General features: G+C 47.1%; 18 protein-coding genes and 1 pseudogene. 2 read left to right on the forward strand and 17 right to left on the reverse strand.

Translation table 11 applies throughout. The features are described 5' to 3' along the window. Window positions 1-16: 16 nt before the first annotated feature. From OXH00_14700 to OXH00_14710, 3 genes are all read right to left on the reverse strand, one after another. Complete coding sequence (locus OXH00_14700) at window positions 17-1,684, reverse strand: VCBS repeat-containing protein (GenBank protein MCY3742262.1); 1,668 nt, start codon at window positions 1,682-1,684, stop codon at window positions 17-19. A gap of 88 nt (window positions 1,685-1,772) precedes the next feature. After that, complete coding sequence (locus OXH00_14705) at window positions 1,773-3,491, reverse strand: VCBS repeat-containing protein (GenBank protein ID MCY3742263.1); 1,719 nt, start codon at window positions 3,489-3,491, stop codon at window positions 1,773-1,775. A 106-nt stretch (window positions 3,492-3,597) separates the two neighbouring features. After that, window positions 3,598-4,164 (reverse strand): TetR/AcrR family transcriptional regulator, encoded by a 567-nt coding sequence (locus OXH00_14710; protein MCY3742264.1) that lies wholly within the window; start codon window positions 4,162-4,164, stop codon window positions 3,598-3,600. A 302-nt stretch (window positions 4,165-4,466) separates the two neighbouring features. Between OXH00_14710 and OXH00_14715 the strand changes: the two genes are divergently transcribed. Together OXH00_14715 and OXH00_14720 are read left to right on the forward strand one after the other, a co-directional pair. After that, on the forward strand, window positions 4,467-4,967 hold the full coding sequence (locus OXH00_14715) for an RNA chaperone Hfq (protein ID MCY3742265.1): 501 nt from the start codon (window positions 4,467-4,469) through the stop codon (window positions 4,965-4,967). A gap of 192 nt (window positions 4,968-5,159) precedes the next feature. Continuing rightward, window positions 5,160-5,960: a hypothetical protein gene (locus tag OXH00_14720; protein MCY3742266.1), complete on the forward strand. Its 801-nt coding sequence runs from the start codon at window positions 5,160-5,162 to the stop codon at window positions 5,958-5,960. Here the strand turns inward: OXH00_14720 and OXH00_14725 are convergent. From OXH00_14725 to OXH00_14790, 14 genes and pseudogenes are all read right to left on the reverse strand, one after another. Next, complete coding sequence (locus tag OXH00_14725; GenBank protein ID MCY3742267.1) at window positions 5,957-6,790, reverse strand: phytanoyl-CoA dioxygenase family protein; 834 nt, start codon at window positions 6,788-6,790, stop codon at window positions 5,957-5,959. The genes OXH00_14720 and OXH00_14725 overlap by 4 nt on opposite strands. 72 nt (window positions 6,791-6,862) lie before the next feature. After that, a complete protein-coding gene (locus OXH00_14730; protein ID MCY3742268.1) occupies window positions 6,863-10,906 on the reverse strand; it encodes a SpoIIE family protein phosphatase in 4,044 nt (1,347 codons plus the stop codon). Between the two features lie 250 nt (window positions 10,907-11,156). Beyond that, the gene (locus OXH00_14735) at window positions 11,157-12,629 is read right to left on the reverse strand and encodes an ABC transporter permease subunit (GenBank protein MCY3742269.1); all 1,473 of its coding nucleotides are present in this window, start codon (window positions 12,627-12,629) and stop codon (window positions 11,157-11,159) included. A 10-nt stretch (window positions 12,630-12,639) separates the two neighbouring features. Continuing rightward, window positions 12,640-14,148, reverse strand: coding sequence for an ABC transporter permease subunit (locus tag OXH00_14740; GenBank protein MCY3742270.1), 1,509 nt, complete (start codon window positions 14,146-14,148; stop codon window positions 12,640-12,642). Window positions 14,149-14,561: 413 nt separating this feature from the next. Next, complete coding sequence (locus OXH00_14745; protein MCY3742271.1) at window positions 14,562-14,786, reverse strand: hypothetical protein; 225 nt, start codon at window positions 14,784-14,786, stop codon at window positions 14,562-14,564. Window positions 14,787-14,802: 16 nt separating this feature from the next. After that, window positions 14,803-16,008: an RNA polymerase sigma factor gene (locus OXH00_14750; protein MCY3742272.1), complete on the reverse strand. Its 1,206-nt coding sequence runs from the start codon at window positions 16,006-16,008 to the stop codon at window positions 14,803-14,805. 339 nt (window positions 16,009-16,347) lie between these two features. Next, window positions 16,348-17,235, reverse strand: a complete 888-nt coding sequence (locus OXH00_14755) for a phosphoribosylaminoimidazolesuccinocarboxamide synthase (protein ID MCY3742273.1) — start codon at window positions 17,233-17,235, stop codon at window positions 16,348-16,350. A gap of 93 nt (window positions 17,236-17,328) precedes the next feature. Beyond that, a pseudogene (locus tag OXH00_14760) lies at window positions 17,329-17,859 on the reverse strand (RNA polymerase sigma factor). A gap of 275 nt (window positions 17,860-18,134) precedes the next feature. Then, entirely contained in the window at window positions 18,135-18,263 is a 129-nt protein-coding gene (locus OXH00_14765; GenBank protein MCY3742274.1) for a hypothetical protein, read from the reverse strand. Window positions 18,264-18,381: 118 nt separating this feature from the next. Beyond that, window positions 18,382-18,612 carry a hypothetical protein gene (locus OXH00_14770; protein ID MCY3742275.1) on the reverse strand — a complete coding sequence of 77 codons (231 nt, stop codon included), beginning with the start codon at window positions 18,610-18,612 and terminating at the stop codon, window positions 18,382-18,384. 197 nt (window positions 18,613-18,809) lie between these two features. After that, window positions 18,810-20,261, reverse strand: coding sequence for an ABC transporter permease subunit (locus OXH00_14775; protein MCY3742276.1), 1,452 nt, complete (start codon window positions 20,259-20,261; stop codon window positions 18,810-18,812). Between the two features lie 279 nt (window positions 20,262-20,540). Continuing rightward, entirely contained in the window at window positions 20,541-22,109 is a 1,569-nt protein-coding gene (locus OXH00_14780) for an ABC transporter permease subunit (GenBank protein MCY3742277.1), read from the reverse strand. After that, window positions 22,110-22,910, reverse strand: coding sequence for a phytanoyl-CoA dioxygenase family protein (locus tag OXH00_14785; protein MCY3742278.1), 801 nt, complete (start codon window positions 22,908-22,910; stop codon window positions 22,110-22,112). 46 nt (window positions 22,911-22,956) lie between these two features. Continuing rightward, window positions 22,957-24,717: an ABC transporter ATP-binding protein gene (locus tag OXH00_14790; GenBank protein MCY3742279.1), complete on the reverse strand. Its 1,761-nt coding sequence runs from the start codon at window positions 24,715-24,717 to the stop codon at window positions 22,957-22,959. Between the last annotated feature and the right edge of the window lie 72 nt (window positions 24,718-24,789).

Raw genomic sequence — 24,789 nt, forward strand, 5'->3', positions numbered from 1 at the left:
AAACTACCCATTTTGTTCATTGAGCGATCAGCAGTGCCACCCGATGCGGATCAGTAGTGGACGGATAATATATAAGGAGGTCCTGCTTGTTGTCCTTATTGAGGTCCACCAGTCGAGCGTTTTGTTCGTTGTTAGGCATAGCAACTGCCACCTTTTGAGGTGTCCGTGCTAACAGTTCTGGTCCCGGTACACCGAGAAAGACGTGCAACTCTTTCCAGTTCTTTCCAACCAATAAATCTGAGCGTCCGTCACCGTTCACATCGCCAAGCAGTAGGACTGGAAAGAAGACCTTATCTGTCTCGAAGAGATCTAAGTTCGGCCTGATTTTACGAATAGTAGCGGGTTTGTGGGAGTGCCTATCGCCTCCGATGCGATAGAATTCGAGATCTATTGCAATCGACTTGCCGAGCATCGCCCGGCTCATCCCAATAAGCCCAGTCTTTACGTCCTTGAAAAGAATGTCGGTCTTACCATCTCCATCAAAATCTTGGAACCACTGCGACGAATAGCCCCACGGCTGCAACCCGCCAGCGGTCCCTCGCGGTCGAATTGTCGTACTGACATCCCGCGCGAACACCGTTCCATCCGGTGTTGACGTGCCGAAATGCACTTCGTACAGGCTACGCTGTTTCGCAAGACTTCGTCCTTCTAACGCGTGGATCACCAAATCAGCAATATTGTCGCCGTTCAGATCTTGGAACGTGTGCAGCACCCGCCGCTTCGTGTTCTCTCTGAAGCCGAACATGAGCGAGAACATATTCTCGTCCTTGAAATCAAAAGCGATCGAATAGGCACCGTCAGTGTCAAATGGGATGTCAACAGCGAAGGTTTTCGCCGCCGAGGAAAACATCCCGCGAGCATCCTGACGGTAAACGTCAAAATGATCCGCGTTCCAGAACACGAGATCGCCGCGTCCATCTTGGTCGTAGTCTATCTGGTGGATACGACTCAGATACCAATGGACAGTTAAGGGCGTTATCCCTACCTCGCGGTAACTGCGAGTATCGTCCAAGGCAGTCTCGTCGAGAAAGGGGTCGGGCGGTCCGAGTTTTATCGGGTTAGTGAATGAACCATCGCGCAATTGCGTGGCTATCCAGAAGCCATCAATGTCTGGAACTACTAAGTCGTCAAGACCGTCACGATTTACGTCTCGACTGATGTCAACATAGGGGATCCCACTTTCACCCGTCGCGTTGTAGTTCGTAGTGACTTTGACCAATACACGTTCCACCGCCGAATCCGGATCAAACCAGTTCAGACGACCCTGCTCGTAGGTGATTAAGCGATCGCGCCCACCGATGTTTGCGACATCAACGAACAACACTTTAGAACGCAGCGGCGCGTCAAGTTCGGATACCCAAGTGCCCTCACTGAACGCGTAAATGTGCAAGTGTCGGTTCTTATTTTTATCTATATTTACCACAGCAAGTTCAGCGAAATCTCCACCAAGAAAAAACCCTGTCAAAACCGTCTGGTGTTTCGCTGTGCCGGTGACAACCTCGTGCTGCCCGAAAGTAAATTCCGTGGCAGTGTGCTGTATCGGAGCAGCACCTTTGCCAAACAGACCTGAGCATCCCGATAGAAAGACACTAAAAGCCAGTATAGAGAGCAGACTTCGTCGAGAATGTCGTGTGCACTCAGCTGCGGAAATCCAGCGTTTGCGGGATGCGTTTCGCTTTTCCATGTTTATCCTCCTTTCCAATTTTCATTACATTAACATAGATAAATAAATGAACAGTGTTAACATACAAGCAAAAAAATAAGCAATAGATTTATTGGGCGATCAGTATCCTCACTCGATGCGGCTCAGTTCCGGGAGGCTTTCTCGGGGCACCGTGAGCATCTCGTAACGTGAATGGGTGATGCATGAGGATATCCTGCACCCCGTCCTTGTTGAGGTCAACCAACCAGGTGTACTCCTCATCGTTGGGAGCAGCGATCGCCACTCTCTGAGGCTGCTGAGCGAATATTTCCGGTCCCGGCACACCGACAAAGACGACCATGATCCGCGGGTGATCCGCGAGGAGCAGGTCTGAGTGACCGTCGCCGGTCACATCCCCGATGCGTAAAGTCGTGTTGAACGCGCGCGGGTACTTCTTTTCAGTGTTTCGGCTCTCGTGCGTCGCTCCGCGAAGCACGATGTCCAGTGGCACCCACCCCGGTTCGCGATGGCTCGGCACACCATCCAACGCGATTCCGCGGGTGGTGTTGGGTCTGTCGGGATAACGGTCTCCTTCCATTTGGTAGAATTCGAGACCCAGCCCGACATCATCACCCATGAACCCCTTGATGCTCTTCCAGAGACTACCATGGAGGTGCTCAAGATCAATGGTTGTGATCATCAGATCGACCTTGCCATCGCCATTGAAGTCCTGCCGGTCCATCCCAAGCTGGATTCTTTCGTCCGACTCGAACGCGATGTTAACATCTTGTCCGAACACAATGCCGCCATTTGGTGCTGGCGCGCCGAAATGTACTTCGTAACTGGAGTGCTTGTTGGAGATATTCTTGCCCGAAAGTTTGAAAATCACCAAGTCGGCGACACCGTCGCCGTTCAGGTCTGCCAACGAGTGCAGCACCCTCCCTGTCATATCTCCGGCGGCGAGTAAGGAGAGCCGGTCCGAGTCGAATGCCACATCGATCGTGAAGGTCTTGGTCCTTGAGGTAAACAGGCCTCGCTCGTTTTGGAGATGAACCTTGAAGTGGTCCTCGTTCCAGAACGCCAAGTCAGTACGACCATTTCTGTCGTAGTCAATTTCGTGAACACGGCTCTGAGACCAAGGGTCGTATCGATATCCATCTGCACCGCGGATCCTCGCCATTTCGGTGGATGGACCAATCTTCACCTTCTCGGCGAACGTACCGTCGCTCATCTGAATGAACACCCAGAAGCCATCAGAGTCCGGCACCACCAAGTCATCACGAGCATCTCCATTCACGTCCCGAGTGATGTCCACATGCGGGATTTCGCCGCTGCGAGGCGGCTTGAAGTTGGAAGCAACCACCACCAATGGGCGTTCCGTTGCCGAGTCGGGATCAAACCAGTTCAACCGACCCTGCTTGTAGGTGATTAAACGATCGCGTCCACCAACGTTTGCAACATCAACAAACAACACTTCAGAACGCAGCGTTGTGTCGACTTTCGGTACCCAAGTGTTGTCGCCGAACGCGTAGATGCGCAAATGCTGGTTGTCGTTCTCGTCGATGTGCAGGACAGCAAGTTCAGCGAAATCACCATCAAGCAGGAATCCCGTCAAAACCGTCTTGCGTTTCGCAGTACCGATTTTGACTTCATACTGCTCGAAAGTGAATTCCGCGGTAGCAGGCATCGTCTGTTCGACCGCTTCGCCAAGCAGACCTGCGTATCCGGATAGAAGGACACCAAAAACCAGTATAGAGAACAGGTTTCGTCGGAACTGCCCTATGCGTCCGGCTACTGAGCCTGGCTTTGCGGAAAGAAAGCGTTTGTTGGATAGGTTTCGCTTTTTCATTTTAGTCTCCTTTCGGGTTTTCCGTATGTTAACATAGATAAATAAGTTTACAGTGTTAAGTTATAGACGAAAAAATATATTTGGCTTTCACCAAATAGTTTTGAATCTATGCCTTTAAACCCTCAATTGTTGTGTGAATTACCGTGTCAATTAATTTATCTTTCTCTGTCCAAGGAAAATCGGGAAAATCAATTAGGAGCAGTGTGACACCGTGAACCGCTGACCACATGACCTGACCGGTAGTCTCGACATCTACTTGGCGAAATACCTGCTGCCGAATGCATTCAGAAACCATTTCACGCAAATAATCAAACACTTTTTCGCCAACCGATCCCTCTTCCAGACCTAACCCCTTCTGGAACTGCGGACGGATAACAAACGTGAGTTTATAATCTTGTGGATATTTCAGACCGAACTCGACGTATGCTCGCCCACTTTTTCTCAGCGTCTCGACCGGATCGCTTATATTACTTTTTAGCTGCTCAAGCGTGTTTAGCAGGTTCAGGAGTGTCTCCTTGCAAACGGAATCTAAAAGATCTGCTTTGTCCGTAAAATAGAGATAGATCGTCGTTGGTGAATATTCGATCTTGTTGGCAATCTTTCGCATGGAGACGTTCTCATAGCCTTCATTGACAAACAACTCTCGCGCCGCAGAAAGAATTTGTTGTTGCAACTGTTCTTTTTCCCTTACTCTCCGTTCTTTTATGCCCATTACTTCACCTTTTATTTACAAAGTTATTTAACTTAACACTGTTAATTATATCATACGTTTTTCCTTTTGTCAAATTTTTTTTGAAAAATTTTTCCACCCGTGCGTTTTTCAGACGAGCTTTCCGTAAACAATGTTATTTTCTCTTCAATTATTTCGTCTACCTTGCTATGATTATTACATTCAGACTTTCAATAATATTGAGATGACAAATTAGGTTAATACCTTGCAAGGATTTTGTTTTATTTTAAGAAGACACAAAAACGATGAAAACACAACAACAACTCACATCCATGGCAGAAAAACAGAGCATCCATAACCCGTATTCAGAACAATACCTTTTGACGCGAACCTTTCAAACCGATCAGTCGCTTGTGAGATTGATAACGTATGACGGTATTCGCGATGAGCGAGTACGAAAAGTTACCCAGTACAATCTTTTGCTCGCTGGCGCGTCGCCACTGCCCAAATTGGAAGTCCTGCTGGTATTCTCGGTGGAAAACGCCAGACGCTTTTCACCGTATCTGCAAATCCACGAAGGTGTCAAAGATTTAGGGTTGAAAGCCGTGAAGAAAATAGCAGAACGCCGGTTGGTGGATATGCGGGTCGCTGTCGGGGATGCAGTCGCGATTACGCTTCGCAACGCCATCGCGGTCCGCGGTATCTGTCAAGGGTTCTCGAAATATAACATGGTACTTGATATACGCGGTGAACTCCTGCTTGTCTATAAGCACGGGATCTACACTTTTGAGAAAAATCCGTATTAGAACGCTCCTTTATAATGCGGACATTTCCTATTTCTGTCCTATCTTTTTAATTGCCTATTTTGATTGATTTTGCTACAATGCATATCATTAAAAATCTTAGACCCACATCCTTAGGCCCGAGTCCTCCCATTGGAAATATAGGATCTTGGACTGGATATCTTGCAGTGTTTTCGACCAAGGAGAAAAATAGAGATGAGAGTTGAAAATCAAAGTAGATTTTTGTTCGTTTGGTTGATTTTTATCGTTTTTGGGTTGTTATGGACAAATATCAGCCGTTCTGCGCCGATTGATTTGAAAACTGTTGAGGTCGCCTATCTCTTCGACGAAGGCAAAGGCAACGTTGCCAAAGATATTTCTGAGAATGGTAGAGATGGCGATATATCTGGGGCAGGATACGTCAAAGGTGTGTTTGGGACGTGTCTGGATTACGATGGCAAGGACGACAATCTGGTTGTTCCCGGATACGCTGGAGTCGGCGGCACAGATCCCAGAACGGTGGTCTTCTGGTTTAAAGCCGGGGATACAAGAGAGCATTCATGGGTGAAATGGGGCCCAAATCTTACTGGAGAAAAATATTACGTCCGAGCGCATCTGAGAGGTGCCGAATGCAATTTGAGGATTGAAGTCGCTGGCGGACAAAATTTCGGCGCAGACAACGTTTGTGATAAAGAGTGGCATCACATGGCGGTCGTCTTTCCGAAAGGCTCGGATGCCGTGAAAGACCACGATCTTTATGTTGATGGTAAACTTCAGTCCAAGGAAGGCAACGATCAAGCGATGGATACGAATGATGAGGCACAAGAGGTTAATATGGGGGACTTTCTGGCGCACCACCAATTTATGTTCGGTCTGTTCGATGAAGTTGCTATCTTCAGCGTAGATTTGACTAAAGACCAAATTGAGGCAATCATGGACAACGGATTGCAAGCAGCACTCGGTGTGGACCCACAAGGGAAATTAGCCACAAGTTGGGCGATGATTAAGACGTATTAATCCCACAAATCAAGCCCTAATAATTTCCGTCCCAACGGTGTCAGTTCTGGTGCCCCATAGTTCTTGGCTTCCCATCCCCTCGGATCACCGGGATAGGGTCCACGTCCTAATGCTCTGCGCTCCTGCCATAATGTAATGCGTTCTTGCTGCCGTTCTTCATTCATAGGATTAGGCGCGCGATAATAGTTCATGTATTGTGCCAACCGTGGTTTGTCGGAAGTATTGCGACCATTACCGTGCGGAAGCGCGACATGCCATATAAGCAATGAACCCGCCTTCGCTGGCACCTGTATGAATTTTTCCCTATATATTTCCGGCGTAAGTTCTGGCACCCATGGGTTTTCTTCATCAATCAGCGACTTATGCGCACCGGGCCAACAGACGAAAGACCCCTGATTGTCGGCTGTGTCTCTGAGAAACAAAACGCCTTGTGTACTAAACCCAACGGGTAACTTTGAGGTGTCCGCATCCCAATGATACATGCCCTTATGGTCCCACTCAGGGTAGTCGGGATGTTTAGGCGGTTTCATGTTGACTCTATCAATGTGAACCCAAATCCGCTCTGTGCCATAAACCTCACTATAAATCTGGTGGATGGGTGGGTGTTGATATACGTTCCACATCGCTTGGTGAAAATACATCTCCACCATACCTGCGCCGGGTTTGTGAGGTGCTTGATACCAGCCGTCTGGATCTGAAGGGTCCATCTCTAAAAATGCAAAAATTGCGTCAACGACTGGTTCACACAGTTCAGTAGGAACGGCATTTTCAATCACCATATATCCGTACTCATCAAAATAGTCGCGATGTGCTTGTGTTAATATGGGCATTTGGTTTCCTTTAATCTGATAGCTACAATAGAGTGGTGGCACGACAGCGCGTGCCTACTATTCTAACGATTTTCACACTGCTTTGATAACCACAATCGTCATATCGTCGTTCTGCTGAGCGTCACCAGAAAAATCACGGACATCGCTAATAATCGCATCTATCACCGCTTCTGCGCTCACTGTTTCGTCCATTCCTTTGATAAGATCAACTAAACGGTCAGCCTCCATATAGAATCGGTCAGGGTTATGCCTTTGAGGTGCTTCAGCAATGCCATCGCTGAAAAGGATAATCGCATTCCCAGGTTTTAGGTCAATAGGGGGTGTTTCTTGATATTCAGAAAATCGAAAAGCACCCAATGGTGTTCCATCTATCGGAAGTTCTTCAACATCGTTTTCACGATGTTTGATAATAGGATAAGGGATTCCGGCGTTGGCATATCTAAACGTCTTATCCGTTGGGTCAATGGTCAATATCGCCATCGCACAATTGGTGTATCTTTGAAATCGAGGATAAAGATTTTGGTTCAGTGCCTGCAACATTTGAGATGGAGATACCCCCGACTTCGCTTCTGAATGGAGCACCCCAGAAGATAGAACGGCATTCATTGCGCCTTTCATACCTTTGCCGGTAACATCTGCCAACACAATGGCGAGCGTGCCGTCGCTGAGATGGATATAGTCAAAAAAATCCCCACTGACGGTGCGGGCGGAGATGCAAACGCCTGCAACCTCAAGTCCTGGAACTTCAGGTGCGGTTTGCGGTATCAACCCCATCTGCATCTCTTGTGCATCAGCGAGTTCGGAAACTGCTTCCCGTTGATAGGCTAAAACCTGTTGACGCTGGTGGTAATAGCGGTAGACAAGAATACCACAAAACAACAGTAAAACCACAATCGCGCCACCTAAAGGATAGAGAATCCATCCATTTTGGTGCCACGGCAATACAACTGTCAACGTCAGGTTTGCAGGAGCAGAGTAGTTTAGGTCTCGGTCAATCGCAACGACCTCAAAAGTATAAGTTCCCGGTTTGTCAAAACTGATGTTGAACGTATCCGATAGTGTCGGTTTGTGCCAATCGGAGTCAATCTCTTTGATGCGAACCCGATACTGTCGTTTTTCTTTCACGGTTTTGAAGTCAATACTGCTGTACTGGATAGTTACACGCGTATTGGTGGTAATGTCTTCGATTGTCTCAAGAGAACCAGTTTGTGCAGATGTTTTGTGGGTTTGAACTGAAACGATACGCACACGCGGTGGAACCCGATTCGGATTGTATTGGGTCACCCCATCAAACGTTGCAAACCAGAACCTCCCCTCCGAATCTTGGCAAATTCCCAAAACCCGATTACCTATGAGTCCATCTCGTGTATCTAAAGATACCCATGAGGTGCCATCATATTGAGAGACACCACCGCTGAACGTTCCAATCCAGAGAGATCCCTCTTCGGCCTCGTAAATTGAGGACACATCGTTTTGTACGAGTCCATCATGGGTCGTGAAATTAACAAGTTGATCGCCATCATATCGAAAGACACCGCTGCCTCGGGTTCCAAACCAGAGGAATCCTTCTCGGTCTTGATGGATCGCCCATACAGAGTCGGATGCAAGTCTGGCATTAGTCGTAAAGTTGACGAACTTTTCACCATCATATCGGGAGACACCGCCACCCCGGATTCCAAACCAGAGGAATTCTTCTCGATCCTGATAAATTGAGATGACATCATTGTGTGTGAGTCCGTCATCAATAGTGAAGTTGACGAACTTTTCACCATCGTATCGAGAGATCCCACCACCGGTTGTTCCAAACCAGAGGAATCCCTCTCGGTCTTGATGGATCGCCCATACGGAGTTAGAGGCGAGTCCGTCATCGGTAGTAAAGTTGACGAACTTTTCACCATCGTATTGGGAAACACCACCGCTGTTTGTTCCAAACCAGAAGGCTCCCTTTTGATCCTGATAAATTGAGATGATGTCATTTTGTGCGAGTCCATCATCGGTTGTAAAGTTGATAAACTCATTGCCATCATATTGACTAATTCCGCTGTCTGTTCCGAACCAGATGGATCCCTCCCAGTCTCGGTAAATTGTGTAAATAGTGTTGCTCACAAGACCATCAGCAGTAGTGAAGTTAATAAATCCGCTGCTATCGTATTGGCTGATTCCGTCACCCGAGGTTAAAAACCAGAAGCCCCCTTCTCTGTCTTGAAAAATATCCCATATATGGTTAGATGCGAGGCCATCAGTGGTAGTGAAGTTGACGAACTTTTCACCATCATATCGAGAAACACCACCACCGTTTGTTCCAAACCAGAGGAATTCATTTCGGTCCTCATGGATCGCCCAGATAGAATTGTGAAGGAGTCCATCAGTGGTTGTAAAATTAACAAACTGATCATTATCGTATCGAGAAATTCCGTCGTTTGTTCCGAACCAGAGGAATCCTCCTTGGTCTTCATGGATCGCCGGGACAGTATTGTTAGCGAGGCCATCAGTGGTAGTGAAGTTAACAAACTTTTCGCCATCGTATTGAGAGATGCCACCGTTTGTTCCAAACCATAAGTGTCCGTCTCGGTCTTGGTGGATCGCCAAGGTGTAGTTAGATATAAGTCCATCGTCAATAGTGAAGTTAACAAACTTTTCGCCATCGTATTGAGAGATGCCATCGCTTGTTCCAAACCATAAGTGTCCGTCTCGGTCTTGGTGGATCGTCAAAACAACGTTAGCTACAAGTCCATCGTCGGTAGTGAAGTTGACGAACTTTTCACCATCATATCGAGAGACCCCATACTCCAAGGTACCGAACCATAAAAATCCGTCTCGGTCTTGGTGGATTGTCCAGACAGAGTCACCTGCAAGTCCATCGTCGGTGGTGAAGTTGACGAACTTTTCACCATCATATCGAGAGACCCCCCCTGTGTCAGTTCCGAACCAAAGGAAACCCTCCCGGTCCTGATAAATCCTCCGGACATGGTTATGTCCCAATCCATCAAGGTAAGTATAGTGCTTCCATGTCCCATGTTTGAAAGGTGGAAAACGAAAATCTATATTAACCGTATTTTGTAGGTCAACAGGGACGATTATACTTGACTTATCGTTAGGCGTGTCCCAGGTGTGGCAACGTATTTGATACGACCCAGCAATCAGGTTGGTGAATTGATACCTACCTCTGCTGTCTGAGAAAGTCGTTGCTCTCCTTTGACTGACACCATCCCCTCCGATCAAAATTGCCTCCACAAGAACACCAGCATTTGGGGTATTATTGTCAAGTGCCAATACGTTCCCTGAGATACTAATAGCCTTCCCTAAAGTCATGTTCATTTTCGCACGATCACCTGCAGAAAGTTGGACTCCTATTTCCCAATTACCTTTATCTCCATGGGTGGCTTGAATATCATAGTGTCCACTTGCTGGATAGACTGAAAACTGGTAAAAGCCTTCGGCATCAGTTTCTGTTTTGGCGATCATAGTGCTGCCCTGCCATAGGTGCAGGGGGACATTGGCTAAGGTCTTTCCCGACGCATCGGTAATGATCCCGGTTATCACCGCACGTGTCGGTGGAAGCACACGCGTTGTTAATGCCCAATTCCCCAACCCGTTTGAGACCTTTATCAGGCAGCGGTTTTTACCCTGACGCAATGAAACAGGAACCCTATCTTCATCCGCAACGAGCGGCCTTCTAACTATTTGCGTGTGTACCCTTTGATCGTTCAGAAAAACCGCGACGCCATCATCACTGCCAACAAGGATTTCTCCGTCGCCATCCATATTGCTTTCCAGCAGGCAGAACACATAGCAAACCGCTTCTCGATGATTTCCAACGGCATCAAGCAAATTGACGATGCTTCCTTCGGAGCGATATACCGTCCACGTCAAGGTTTCTCCTTCAGAAGTGGTCACTGTATCGCCGGGTTTGGGATTAGCAGAAGCCTCGCCGTTAGCAGACGCGAGGAAATCGGTCTCCAAATCCTCTGGGAAAAAGGGACCTAACACCAGCCATTCTTTGATGAACGTGCCATCAACGGGGTGCGTTGGGACATTATCTTGAGCGTGTGCAACGGTAACGTAGAGACTGAAGAAAACAAGAATCCAACACCGTGCAGAAAAGAGGTTATGCATCTGTTCTCCGGATAAAACTATTCATTCCAGCATATTTGCCGAGTAACAAAGCCTTCAATTATTATTTAATGACACGACTTGTCAGTGAAAAGGGTGCATATTTTTAGAGTGCAAAGGACGCTAAAATTTATTTATCAGATACGCGCTAATAAATGATAATAGCACATTTAGCAAAGAAAGTCAAATCAGGGAATGACTGTTTGTGGTAGGCAAATCTATCAATTTTCAGTGGTATGATGGCACTTGAAAATCATCCAATCTCCATACGCAGAAAAGAGAGAAACGTGCCAACGAACAGCACCAGCAGGAACAGAATCAACAGTAGGAGGTCGATGATTGCGGCATTAAAATCCGCACGAAAACGGTGTTGATCCTCAAATTTCGGGACGGCATCGAAGTTCACAGGTTTTTGCGATGTCCCTTCTGGAATACCGACCGCATGTGGACTTTCAGGGTCTGCGCGATCCGTATCAATGAGGAATTGTCGAAACTGTTTGGCGTATTGGCGTGTTTGAGTGATGAAGTCTAAATGGCGAGGCAAACCGGTACCCGCCAGCCCTTCAAAAGCATACTGCACAATAGCTGCTGGCGAAATACGGGTAAGTGAACGAGCCGTTTGAATCTGACGGAGTTCCGCTGAAAGGTAGCCTGTATGCAAGCGATCCCGTAATTCTGCATCTTTATTAACATATTCCGCACCTAACGCTGTTGCGATTGTCGCCGGAGTTTCTCGTTTGGGCGGTTCTTTGATACGAGCAAAGTAGCGTCTTTGTAAATCTTCGCGTGAATCCCGAGCCTGCGCCATAAATTCTCTGGCGGGGGGACGGGCATGCAAACGGTTACCGACGGAACCGAGAGCATTTGGCAGTAGCACCACCCAAACCGTCCAAATCAACAATAGAACCGCCAAGCTCGTCGAGGACTCTCTAATACGACTGGAAACAAGGATTCCCAAAAAAATAAAAATTGAGGTATAAATCAAGGCGACACAGATGATCAAACCCAACCGTACCCAATGGCTGCTGCTGAATGGAACGGTCTCTGAAAGGTATATGATGAAGATACTGACAATCGCTGCAAATAAAAAAGGGATTGCAATCGTAAAGAAAGCACCGAGAAATTTACCACAAATCACGGCACTCCGTGAAATACTATTTGATAGCATCAACCGCAGTGTGCCACGTTCTTGTTCACCGGAAATGGAATCAAACGTGAACAGAATACCCATGAAACTTAGTAGAACAGCCGTCACGAATCCCCAATCGATTTTGATATAGCTCGGCATAATACTTCTCTCGCTTGGAACCTGCTCTGCAATGAACAGTATATCAACATTGGGGGGATAGGTTAACCCCCATATTTCTGTGAATTCGTAGGAAGTATCTCCGTTCCACCAGCGGCGTGTCCGACCGTCAGTGTTACCGCGGACTTCGTCAAGCAGGAGTTTTTCGCCGCCATCTGCAGAAAAAGATAGAGGACTCGGTTTTTTGTAGAGGTGCCCAGGGCCCCTTAGAGCCAGATCATACAGTGTCTCACACCGAGATTGCAATCGGTTTTGTGAGGCAATAGTCCGTCCTCGATAGATATCAATTCGCTGCTTGTATTCTCCAAGATACACAACGGCATTGACAATCATCAGTATTAAAATTAATAGTGTTGTCAGTGCAAAGCGGAGACTGCTTAAGTGATCGTACAGTTCCCGTATGACGATGTGAAAAATCATTTTTTAAAACCTAAATCTCCTGCCTGACGAAAATGGCAAAGGTCGCCAAGAACAACGCAACATTGAGTAGTATCAATAACTGCAGGTCGGGGAGTGCCCGTGTAGCGTTTATCCAGAGATTGGCGCGTTGATAGACAAATCTCGGCAGATCGTCTAAGTTGATGGCACCTTTATCGCTCGCAAACCACTGTCGACTTGAAAAGGCATCTTCATCATAAAAGTAATTAATCAGCGTGCGTCGGTAGTGGCGCGCCGTCTCAAAGAAGTCCACAACGCCATCAAGGTCTGTTCCCAACCACGCCTGTGTTGCGAGATTATACATCGCTGCCGGGGAAAGTCGAAGTAGATTCTGCGCGATTCTGGCTCTCCGAAACCGGATTTGATCTAAGGCAGGCAGGCGTATCAATCCCATTCTCTCTGCTGCGTCAATGTGTAAGGGTGCTAAGAATTGATGGTAGCGGATAACATGTGGAACGCGTTTTTCAGATTCCGGGCTGATGGATTGCCAATCATAAGCTCTAAAGTTTATACGCATCAGCGTTCTTTGGTTATTGAGACCTACATTTAATCCACCGCGAGAGCCTTCTACGTTAAAGTGGTCGCTTTCGCCTGCAATCCCATCGTTCCGAAGATATTCCATAGCCTCTTCATTGGCTGTCTCTCGTATTTGCCACATCGCATCGTAACTCGAATCTATCAGACTCCTTTGCGGCTTTATCAGTTGATCAACCACCGACACACTAACAGAAGGATAAACCAATACCAATACCACCCAGACAAATAGAGAGATCATGAGTGCTGTTGCGGTGCGGTGCACTGATGCAGAAATAAAAAATCCTATCAAATAGATAGCAGAAAGATAGATAATCGAAGTTAGTAGGATGCCAGCAATTCGTAGAAAATCCGCTTCACTAAAGACGATTGAACCCGTTGATACGATCCAAATCAAGGCGATGATAAAACTGATGATGAGCGGTAGGATTAGACATGTCATTGCACCAACGTACTTCGCGCCCAAAATGCTTCCACGTCTCACCGGATGGCTCATTGTCAGGCGCATTGTCCCGCTTTCACGTTCGCCTGCAATCGCATCGTAAGCAAACAGCAGTGCCAGTAATGAAAGCACAAACTGAAAAACAAAAACGAGGTCGATTCGGTAGAAATGATCGATGAAAAAATTGCCAGAACTGTGGGAATGCGCATCCCACAAGACAGGGACATGTGTGTAATAGATTCGCAGCGTATTGCCGAGCCGACTGTCCATACCGGCGTTAAAAATACTCATCGGATTCGGCGGTCGATCAACCTTTGGCATTAAAAAGGAATAGGTTCGGGTGGCCAAAAGTTCATCACGGTGCGCATCTCTGGCGGCATTGTAACTTGCTAACCGTTGTTCATAATCGTTAATTCTGATGAACATGGTTGTGGCAACCAGCAGCAGACAGGTAATCACCGTAATAGCAAAACGAAATGTGATTAGATGCGCGAGAATCTCACGCCTCAATAGTACCCAAAACATTGCCCTATTCCTACGATCTAATATGTTTTGATAGTACAAGACGAAAATTGTGCATTTTGTGCGGAGATAAATATCTGGAATTTGCTAATATAGGACTTACGCAAGACTTTAAAACTGTGTCATACTTTGGTATTAACGTGAGTTTGACAAAACATCTTGAATGTTGTAGGTTGGGTTGAATGGGAATCTACTAAAAAGTGTATAGCGAAGATTACTTCCAGGAGGGACCCTGAAAATACCAGAGGCTTCGTGAAACCCAACGTTTTTCTATTTCCAACGTGATTTGTTTGTTGGGTTTCGCTATATCTCTTTACCTCAAAGATTCATGGCAGGGCGGAATTTACCCTATAAACAGAACTGTTTGGGCCTTTACCGCTCAACCCAACCTACGAAAACAGATGCTGAAGTTCCGCTTACAGATCAGCAATTTTTGAAAGTTCGTTCTCGCAAACGTGTATCTCCTCATTGATGAACTGAATTTTCTCGTCTACCTCAGCAAGCGTACGGTCTTTTGTTTCGACAACTTCTTTGCGAAAATCCTGTAGCCTCTCCAGTTTTGCTTTGAGAGCATGATGCTTGTCTTTCAGCAAAGACTGCCTTGCTTCGAGTTCAACGTGATCTTTTGCTTCTTCTGTCATTATAGCTTCTCCTCAATTAATCCTGAGAATGATAGTCTTCAGGGTTCAGATAGACGGTTACCATACCGACGAAGTTCAAGAAATAGAAAACCGCATCGTTTTTAGGTTCGATGAGATCGTCTTCCGTACGCTTCACTAACGCTCCATCTGCTAACATTTCCACGGTTTCCTCCATCTCACTTTCGGAAATACCACAGCCGTTTGCTAAATCCGCAACCGATTTTTTGCCCTCCACTAAATGTCTTAAAACAGCGACTACGGTAGGATTCGTAAAGTATTTCGCAAGATTCACGATTTCAGCATCGGGTGCGTTGGATAGAAATTTATCGGTGCTGGTCGTCCAGACTGAGCCGCGGCTTGATCTCTGGCCAGAGGCGGCATGATAGGCACCTGCGTAGCACCACGTGATTGGGTCTTTCGCATGATCAGGGAGTCGGAGTAATGCATTAAGTGCTTGTTTTTTATCTGAGTTAGTAGAAGCATCCGAGTTAGCCGCAATGTCCTTAATTTGCGCTTGTAAATCGGTGATCTGACGCTGCATTTCTTCCAACTTTGCTTCAACCTTGGATCCGTTTCTCACTTCATTTGTCATAATGGTTTCTCCTTCCGACAGCGGTTGGGAACGATGTTCGCCTTCGCTTGTGGTTGTGATGTTTAATACTTCTTGAATCATGGGTTCGTACTTCTTTAGCTGCTGCCGCGCGCGATGGAGGCGGCTCTTGATCGTATTTTCAGATACGCCTAAGAGTTCGCCTATTTCTGAAGAGGTCATCTCTTCAAAATAGTGAAGTGTGATAACCTCCCGGTCCCTCTCTTTCAACTTGGTAAGGAGGCTTTTGACCAAATCGTGTTGCACTTCGGCAGTTGTTTTCGCATGTTCCCTCGCAATATACCGAGAATATGCCTCTGTCTCTATTTCTGAGATGTAGATCTCTTGCAATGCCTCAGTCTGTAACCGATTTTTTCGGTACCATGCGATACACAGATGATTCGCAATCGCATAGATCCACCCTGAAAACTTTGTTGGATCATTTAGCGTTGCGAGTTTCTGATGGACTTGCAGGAAAGTCTCTTGTGTAATATCCTCAGCAGTCTGAAAATCCCCTACTTTCCGAAACGCAAGCGCGTGAACCTGCCGTTGATACTTTTCAATCAAGGTCGCGAAGGCATTTTCATCACCCGCAAGGATGCGATGGATCAACCCAACATCGTCACTTCTCATCGAACATCTCCAGAAAGACTCTTTTCACCAAGCATATTACACGCTTCTCGAATAGATGTACAACATGCTATCCGCTCACTTCAGTATATAATGACGCGATCTGAGAAAAAAGGGTGCATAATTTTGAAAAAAAGTAGGTTTGAAAGGGAATATTTGTCGGAAGGTTTGCCTGAAACATGGCGTTGCAGTGGCGAAGGTTAGAAAAAACCGGGTTCCAGTTCTTCCAAACCCCCGCCAGCGAAAACTGAGTTTAATTCTCAGGTTCGATATGTCCGAGATGGACGATTGTCATACTCACAAAGTGCAGGAAAAAGGGACGGCATCATTCTCTCCCGTGTGCTACAGTGCTTCACCGACGATGAGGCGATATGCCTCGCGATATTTTTCACTTGTTTTAGAAATAACATCTTCTGGCAATTCAGGGGCAGGAGGTTGTTTACTCCAACCGATGTCGGAAAGGTAATCTCTCACGAACTGCTTGTCAAAACTCTGCTGCGGTTTACCAGGTTCATAGAGATCTGCGGGCCAGAACCGAGAGGAGTCCGGCGTGAAGACCTCATCAATGACGATGAGTTTTCCGTCGCGTTGCCCGAATTCAAACTTCGTATCGCAGAGGATAATCCCAGTGCTTTCGGCGTGCTCGCTGGCGGCTCTGAAAAGTGCGAAACTGATATCAATTAACTGATCTGTAAGCTCGCTGCCGACCTCGTTACGCATCTCCTCAATGGAGATCGGTTCGTCATGCTCGCCTTGTTCGGCTTTGGTTGTTGGCGTGAACAGAAGTTCTGGAAGCCGATCAAATTCCCGCAGTCCGTCTGGAAGTTTCTGACCACAGATTTCCCCGGTCTTCTGATAGGAGGACCAACCGGAACCCGCCAGGTATCCACGCACGACACACTCAACATCAACCCGATCGGCTTTGTGAACAAGCATAGAGCGTCCTTCAAGAAGGTCTGCGTCAGTTTGCAAAGATTCAGGATATTCTTCGACCTCCGTTGAAATGAGATGATTGTCGGCGATGGATTCGGTGTACTTGAACCAGAATTTGGATAAACCGGTCAAGACTTTCCCTTTATCTGGAATGCCGTTTGGTAGAACAACATCAAAGGCGGAAATCCGATCTGTGGAAATAATCAGAAGTTCGTCTCCGAGGTCATATAGATCTCGGACTTTTCCACGGTGCGCAGGTGTATAATTCGTTAAGTCTGTTTTCGTTTCATCTGTCATGATAGTTCCCCTTTTCAACTGTTTTTGGGAGCGACGGTCTCCTTCACCTGTAATGCCTAACTCCTCTTGAATCATGAATTGATATCTCTTTAACTGCTGTCGCGCCCGGTGGAGCCGACTCTTAACGGTATTCTCGGACACACCTAAATGCGCCCCTATTTCTGAAGAGGTCATCTCTTCAAAATAGTGGAGTGTGATAACCTCTTGATCGCTCTCTTTTAACTTGGTAAGGAGCGTTTTAACCAAGTCGCGTTGTGTCTCAGTCGCAATTTTCGCGTGTTCTGTAGCAACGTATCGGGAATACGCCTCCATCTCAATTTCTGAGATGTGGGTTTCCTCCAAGGACTCAGTCCGTATTCGGTTTTTTCGGAACCATGCGATGCAGAGACGATCCACAATCGTATAGAGCCACTTTGGAAACAGTACCGGTTCTTCCAAGGTCTCCAGTCTCTGATAGACTTCCAAGAAAATTTCCTGTGTGATATCCTCGGCAACGTGGAAATCTCCTATTTTCCGCAGGACATGCGCGTGCACCTGCTTCTGGTATTTTCTAATCAAACTCGCAAAGGCAGCCTCATCACCGACAAGGATACGCTGGATCAACTCAACATCATCGCTTTTCATCTGTGTCTCCACAAAGACTATTTTCAGCAAAAGGACGAACTATACTTCCGCATTTCTCCGGTAAGTCGCTTACAAAACGAGAAAAACAAGCGATCAATTCACTTCAGTATATAATATGTCGCGAATTAGCGCGAAATAGGTGCATAATTTTGAAAAATGGGTTTGAAAGGAAAATACTTGTCGGAGGGTTTGCCTAAAAGATGGCGTTGCAGTGGCGAAGGTCAGAAAAAACCGCGTTCCGGTTCTTCTAAAACCCTCGCCAATGAAAACCGAGATTAATTCTCAGGCTTGATATGCCCAAGATGGACAATCGTCATACTCACAAAATTCAGGAAAAAGGAGACAGCGTCGTTTTTCGGTTCAATGAGATCGTCTTCCGTGCGCGCCACTAATGTAGCGTCCATTAACGTCTCCACGACTTTCTCTATCTCACTTTCTTGTAAATCATCTCTGAGATGTCTGTTTCTTCCAGTGGCTCGGTTTGTAGCCCGTTTTTGCGGAGCAATGCGATACAGCGTCAATTCACAATCGTATAAGCCATTTCGGAAACAGCGTTGGGTCTTCCAAGGTTTCCAACCGCTGATAGATTTGCAGGAAGATCTCTTGTACAATATCTTCAGCGATCTGGAAGTCATTGATTTGTCTCAACGCCTGCGCGTGAACCTGCTTCCGGTCCTTTCTGATCAAACTCGCAAAAGCGTTCTCATCACCCGCAAGGATACGTTTGATTAATACAACGTCTTCGTTTTTCACCACAAACTCCAGAAAGCGTATTTTTGTTCACTTGTATATAAAGACGCGAGTTATGGGAAAAGAGGGGCATAATTTCGGAAGGTGGTCAATTGGCATTAATAACACATGTCGAAGCGTTTTGTAGAATAGTGATGTTATCGTTCGGAGTCGCGAAGTTAGGAAACTCGCCAGCAAAATGTTTGCGTGAGTCTTGTAATTTATACCTCCGAACGCAGGAAGACGAGAAATGCCCCTGAAAGAGACACACTGAGCAGTAAAATAAGCAACAGCATATCCACCAAGGCGGGGTTGAGCGTATCCTGAAAAGTCAATTGATCCTCAAATATCGGGATAGCCTCGGGTGAGACAGGTTTTTTCGACATACCTTTTGAGATACCGATGAAGTGAAGGCTTTCTGCATCCGCACTATCCATTTCAACGATAAAGTTTCGGAACTGTCGGATATGAAGATTGACGTATTCTAAGAATTGCAAGTGGCGATTAAACCCAGTACCTGCCATAGATTCAAGTGCGTATTGGACCATCGCCGCTGGGGAACACCGGGTTATCTGTCTTGCGCGCAGCACTTGGGCACTTTGTGCGGCAAGGTGCTGACGGCTCAACCGTTCGCGCGTCTCCATGTCTTTGCTAACGAACTCGCGCTGGATCTCTAATTCTGAGGTGTCTACCTCTGCCACTTCTTCCTGAGAGGTTTCTACTGATTGACGGCGTTCTCTTAAAGTTTCCCTTTTATTTAGGAAATCGTTTTTAATTTCGTCGAAGGCGGTCCCTTTTGCCATCCGAAATTGATGGTGTGTTTGAACCGGGGGCATCCATTTTGTTGAGAGCGTACCGAGGGTTGACGGCATAAACACCACAACGGTCACCCAGATTAGCAATAGGACAACGAGACTTAATCGGCTTTCTCGGGTCATCGCGGAGACGATAAGCCCAACAGCGATGAAGATGCCAGCATAGCAAGAAGCGATGAGGACGATGAGCCCTACACGTCCCCAGTCTGCTCCGCCGAGCTGCGTCCAACTCTCAGTAGAAATAATGGCGAGATTGAACAACACGGCGAAATAGAAGGCGATAAGAACTGTGATGAAGGTACCAAGGAATTTACCGACTAACAGGGCAGGACGCGAAATTGAATTGGCAAGACACAACCGCAGCGTCCCGCGTTCTCGTTCCCCAGAGAGTGCATCAAAGGTAAACAGGAGCGGAATGAAGGAGAGCAGATAGGTGATGATAAAGACCCAATCAATCGCTGTAGCCGTGGGACGCAGATTACTGAGTGCCTCCATATTCAGACGCGGAACGCCCATCGACCAAATATAGGTAAGTCCGTAGAGTCTCCAGAAACCACCATCCACGCTTTCGTCTGGTAGAAGTGCGTCCCCTCCATCAGCAATGAAGGCGAGAGATGAGGGACGTTTGTAAAGTTTACCGGGCCCCTTTTGCAGCAGCGCATACAACTGCGTTCGGGATTTCAATTCGGTCTGAGACGCGTTAACCTTCTCGGAATACTTCCGAACTCGCTCCGGATGTGTCTGAAGATGTACAATTGCGTTGGTGCCCATCAATGCCACAAGAATGAGCGTGGTTAAGGCAAAGCGGAGACTCGTGAGATGGTCTAAAAGTTCGCGTGTAACAATATGCCAAATCATTCTTTTACTGTTCCTTGCGGTTCGATTAGAGCGGCTGTGGAAAGGACGATTTTCTCCGTATATCCAGCCCGGCCCGTTGGTTGGGCTTACATGCCTTGGTCCTATCCGTACCTAACTGAAACCTGATAACTGTAGTAAAGTCTATAATTACTTGGACATCACAGAGAAATAGTTTTCGGTCTTCAGTTGCCAATTGTCGGTTAAAAGAGGATGCCGTTAAGCGATAACCTCTTAACTGACGACTCTCACTGCAAGGCAAACCGATAATTGATAACTATTCTACACTTCGATTTTCATAAAAATCAAAAATGTTACCATGAATAGAACGAGATTGGTGCATAACAATAGCAGCAATGCAGGCAAGGCACGTTGTGCGTTAATGCCGACATCTGCACGCTCAAAGCGAAAGCCGGGCAAAATCGACCAGTCTATGGTCCTTTGTTGATTTGTTGAAAACCACTGTAGACTCGCGAAGACATCTCTGTCATGAAAGGTGTCAATGAGGGTACGTCGGTATGCCTGCGCGGTTTGGATATAATCCGTCATGCCGTCTAAATCGGTGCCTGACCACGCGGCAGTAGCAAACGTGTAGAGACTCGCTGGACTGAGTTTCATGAGACGTTCATCCCACTGTGCTTGCCGGACAGATGTCTGCGTCACCAGCTGCTGACCGACGAAACCGACCTTTTCGGCATTCCGGATTTGCAGTGGCGCGGCGAATGCATAATAACGGCGGAAGTGTGGCACTAAAGGGTGTGCTGTATTTTTCAATTCAAGATTAACTCGTGGGAAGTCCCCGAGGAGGAAATATCCGGCTCCACTAAAGAGATCTGAAATCCCTTCGGTTCTTCCAAAAACCGGCGGCTCTCCCTTAAGAGGACTGCTCACCAAGAATCGATCTCGTTCTCTATCTGCCTCTCCCCGAATTTGTGCTATCTGCTGATCGGCGGATCTTTTTTCTCCACGCATGTCGCCCACTGGATTCAGGGCAAAGCGGCTCCAGTTTGGATAGACGAGTACCAAAACTACGTATATGAACATGCAGAGCATCAGAGACGTGGCAGCACGGCGGGTTGTTGTGGAAATGAGTAAACCGATCAGGTAGAAAACCGACAGGTAGACGATTGTTGTCAAAACAATGCCGCCAATTCGCAGAAAATCATCCGTACTGAATTGCACAGAACGCGCGAAGGAACACTGAATCAATGCAAGCAGTAGGCTCATCAACACTGGAAGCAGCAGGCAAACCATCGCCGCGAGATATTTGGCAAGCAAGACCTTCCCTCGCCCGACAGGGTGTGAGAGCACCAAACGCAAAGTGCCGGTTTCCCAATCTCCCGCAACGGCATCATAAGCAAAAAGCAGGGACAGTAGACTCAACACAACCTGGAAGATAAAGACAAGATCTATCCGTGAAAAGAGATGCAGATATGGGTTATTTAAACCGAGCGGTGCCCCGGGACTTGAGACGGATGGGACGCTGCCAAACACCCACTGTTCTTCCGCTGGCCTAACATCAACTATGGGATTTGAGAGGGCTGGTACACTGTCAAACGCTATGTTGATATCATTGCCAAAACGCGCTTCTAAGCCGGCACTAAAAAGACTCAGGGGATTGGGAGGACGCTGAACCTTCAACTTTAAGACCGAATAAGTAGGTGTCGTGGCGACGCCTTCTTGATTCACCGCTTCTCTCTGACTATAGTCGGCGAGACGTTCTTCGTGTGCACCAATCAAGACAAACGTATTGGCAACAACCAATAAGAGTGTAATGATAACCGCAGCAAAAAAACGCGCGCTCATCAGATGGGTCAAAAGTTCTTGACGTATCAGGGTTAGGAACATCATCTAAGTTAAAAATTCATTAGGAATCGTTGTACTGGGGTAGTCCTTGTTTTCATCTCGATTCAAAATGGGTTCAGGGATGTCGTCATTCCAATAGTCTGGAATAGTGTTTGGACGGCGAATCCATACGAGAAGCATTGTGCGTCTTTTGTCCGTATGGTTTTTGCGCGCCGAATGCAAAAGGCGTGCGTCTCGCATCACTAACGAACCTGCTTTCACACAAACATCCATCTGATCCGGATGGTCCCTGAACATCACAGAATACTTTTCCTTAGATTCTGATCCAGGTTTTAGGACATTACCGAGTTTGCTTGCCTGGAGAAGTTTGTCGTGCAAATCAATGCGCTTGCGATGTGTACCCGGAATAACCTTTAAACAGCCGTTTTCTGGTGTTGTATCAGTGAGATAATACTTCATAAAGATATCTTGCGGCCAAGGCGCGCAACTAATTGGATCGTTCCAATAGTACCAATCTTGATGCCAATAGAGTGGAGGTGCTCCAGGATCTTTCGTCAGAATAGTAATACCTACGGGGGCTGTGAAATCGCCAAACTCCATTTCTTCTAATACCTTGAGAGTGGGTTGCCATTGTAATAGTTTCTGAACGAGCGTATTGTCTTTGCTTGTAACTTGTAGATGATGCCCATGGTATCTGGTGTGGTCTGGTGGCACATAATTAGCGAGAAGTTGTTCTGATTTGTCACGAAGTTCCTGCAAAAATTCGTCTGTGAGAATATTGTCGATGACACAGAAACCATCGCGAATCATTTGCCCTCGTTTTTGTAAAGCGATTTCAGAAGTCATTAAAGTTCTCCATACAGTTTATTTGGACCTATCAACAATAAACACGTCATTGTTGTTTTGGATCGTTGGATGCCGCGAATTGTAAGTGATACAACCGAGCATAAAGCCCACCTTGCGTCAGTAGTTCCTGATGCGTACCTGCTTCCACAATTTTACCGTTTTCCATCGCAAGAATCACATCGGCATTTAGCACGGTAGACAATCGGTGTGCGATCACAAATGAAGTCCTTCCCTTCATCAACCGCTCTAAGGCTTCTGTAACGACCCGCTCCGTCTCCGAGTCGAGTGCGGAAGTGGCTTCATCTAAAAGGAGAAGTTTCGGATTCCGAATGAGCACACGAGCGATAGCAATCCGTTGACGTTCGCCGCCGGAGAGCCTGATACCACGTTCGCCTATCTCCGTGGCGTAGCCATCTTTAAGTTGTGTGATAAAGCCATGGGCATTTGCGGCAGTGGCAGCGGCAATAATATCTTCCTTTCTCACGCGCTCTGGGTGTCGTGCCCCCATTCGGATGTTTTCCTCAATTGAACCCGAGAAGAGGTAAGGGTCTTGAAATACTGTGCCCATCTGGGAGCGCAGGACACGCAAGTTGAGTGTTGTGATATCATGTTCATCAATATAGATACATCCTTGGGTGGGTTCGTAGAAACGCGGAATGAGGTTGAGGAGTGTGCTTTTCCCCGCTCCGCTTGGGCCCACAAGTGCAACAAGTTGGCCGGGCTGCACCTCAAAGGTAACGTTCCCTAAGACAGGCTCCGTCTCATTATAACGGAAAGTGACATCTTCAAATCTGACCTTCCCCTGCAAGTTAATACCCGTGATGCCGTCTTGGGTTTCAGTCGGGTTTTCCTCAAGGAAAGCGAACACCCGTTTTGCGCCTTCCCCGGCTCGCAGGAGTTTTTGATATTCATTTTGGCATCGATAGAGTGGAAAGGTGAGCAGATTCAAATAACGGGTTGCCATCCAAAAAAAACCGACACTGATGTCTCCATCGATCACCATTTTTCCGCCGATGAGAAAGAAAAGCGGATTGCCCAACCAAGAGGCCAGCGGACCGAGTGCTGTCAGTCCTCCTATAACTGCTTGACGGACTTCTGCACGGACAAGGGTGTTTAGGGAACCACCGATGAACCCCATGTCTCGCATTTCATGTCCGAGGGATTTAATCTCTCGCGAGCCCGCAATCCCCTCTTGAAGCCGGGAGGAAATACTTTCTCTTTCCTGTAAGACCTGCTTTGAAGCGTTTTGCACAGGTCTTCGGAAAAGAACTGGAAGATACACCACAGCGAGCGTAAACGGAATACTAAAAAGCCCCAACCACGGATTCACCCAGAACACGACCACCAGAGTGATAACAAATTCAACCCCGCCGGCGACAATCCATCCGCTCGCCAAAATCCCTTCTGCGGCGGACCCTGTATCCGTATTGACGTAAGCCATGATCTGTCCCGTTGTGTGGTTATCGTAGAAACGGCAGGGCAGGAACCGCAGATGTTGGTAGACCTTCAGCTGCATATCCCGGCGGGTTTGCCCTGTAATCTTGGACACAAAATATCCCGTTCCAAGACTTGTCAGATAAGTCACAAGGGCAATCCCAAACCACACGCCTACAAGGAGAAATAGATAGTCAGCATCTTTTTCACCAAAGACGCGATCCAGAAATTGGCCTTCCACCCACGGGGTGAATAGGAAGAGCCCCCGGGACCCCGCGTAGACGAGCAGGCACAGCAAGGCTAACCCCCAATACGGTTTGAGAGCACCCAACAAGCGGACCGCAATTTTACCACTTCCTAAATTCTGTTCCATTCTCAACACCTTCAATAATCTTGTCCGCTCGAAACGCTATCCGTTGCTATTATAGTAGATTTCAGAGTATAT

The organism is Candidatus Poribacteria bacterium, from assembly GCA_026706025.1.
In the GTDB taxonomy this organism is placed as follows: Bacteria; Poribacteria; WGA-4E; order WGA-4E; family WGA-3G; genus WGA-3G.

Coding starts and splice junctions, on each gene's coding strand:
- OXH00_14745 (MCY3742271.1), bottom strand. CDS start 14,786: ATGACAGAAGAAGCAAAAGATCACGTTGAACTCGAAGCAAGGCAGTCT.
- OXH00_14725 (MCY3742267.1), bottom strand. CDS start 6,790: ATGCCCATATTAACACAAGCACATCGCGACTATTTTGATGAGTACGGA.
- OXH00_14705 (MCY3742263.1), bottom strand. CDS start 3,491: ATGAAAAAGCGAAACCTATCCAACAAACGCTTTCTTTCCGCAAAGCCA.
- OXH00_14730 (MCY3742268.1), bottom strand. CDS start 10,906: ATGCATAACCTCTTTTCTGCACGGTGTTGGATTCTTGTTTTCTTCAGT.
- OXH00_14765 (MCY3742274.1), bottom strand. CDS start 18,263: ATGGACGCTACATTAGTGGCGCGCACGGAAGACGATCTCATTGAACCG.
- OXH00_14740 (MCY3742270.1), bottom strand. CDS start 14,148: ATGTTTTGGGTACTATTGAGGCGTGAGATTCTCGCGCATCTAATCACA.
- OXH00_14750 (MCY3742272.1), bottom strand. CDS start 16,008: ATGAGAAGTGACGATGTTGGGTTGATCCATCGCATCCTTGCGGGTGAT.
- OXH00_14775 (MCY3742276.1), bottom strand. CDS start 20,261: ATGATTTGGCATATTGTTACACGCGAACTTTTAGACCATCTCACGAGT.
- OXH00_14735 (MCY3742269.1), bottom strand. CDS start 12,629: ATGATTTTTCACATCGTCATACGGGAACTGTACGATCACTTAAGCAGT.
- OXH00_14715 (MCY3742265.1), top strand. CDS start 4,467: ATGAAAACACAACAACAACTCACATCCATGGCAGAAAAACAGAGCATC.
- OXH00_14790 (MCY3742279.1), bottom strand. CDS start 24,717: ATGGAACAGAATTTAGGAAGTGGTAAAATTGCGGTCCGCTTGTTGGGT.
- OXH00_14700 (MCY3742262.1), bottom strand. CDS start 1,684: ATGGAAAAGCGAAACGCATCCCGCAAACGCTGGATTTCCGCAGCTGAG.
- OXH00_14785 (MCY3742278.1), bottom strand. CDS start 22,910: ATGACTTCTGAAATCGCTTTACAAAAACGAGGGCAAATGATTCGCGAT.
- OXH00_14780 (MCY3742277.1), bottom strand. CDS start 22,109: ATGATGTTCCTAACCCTGATACGTCAAGAACTTTTGACCCATCTGATG.
- OXH00_14720 (MCY3742266.1), top strand. CDS start 5,160: ATGAGAGTTGAAAATCAAAGTAGATTTTTGTTCGTTTGGTTGATTTTT.
- OXH00_14755 (MCY3742273.1), bottom strand. CDS start 17,235: ATGACAGATGAAACGAAAACAGACTTAACGAATTATACACCTGCGCAC.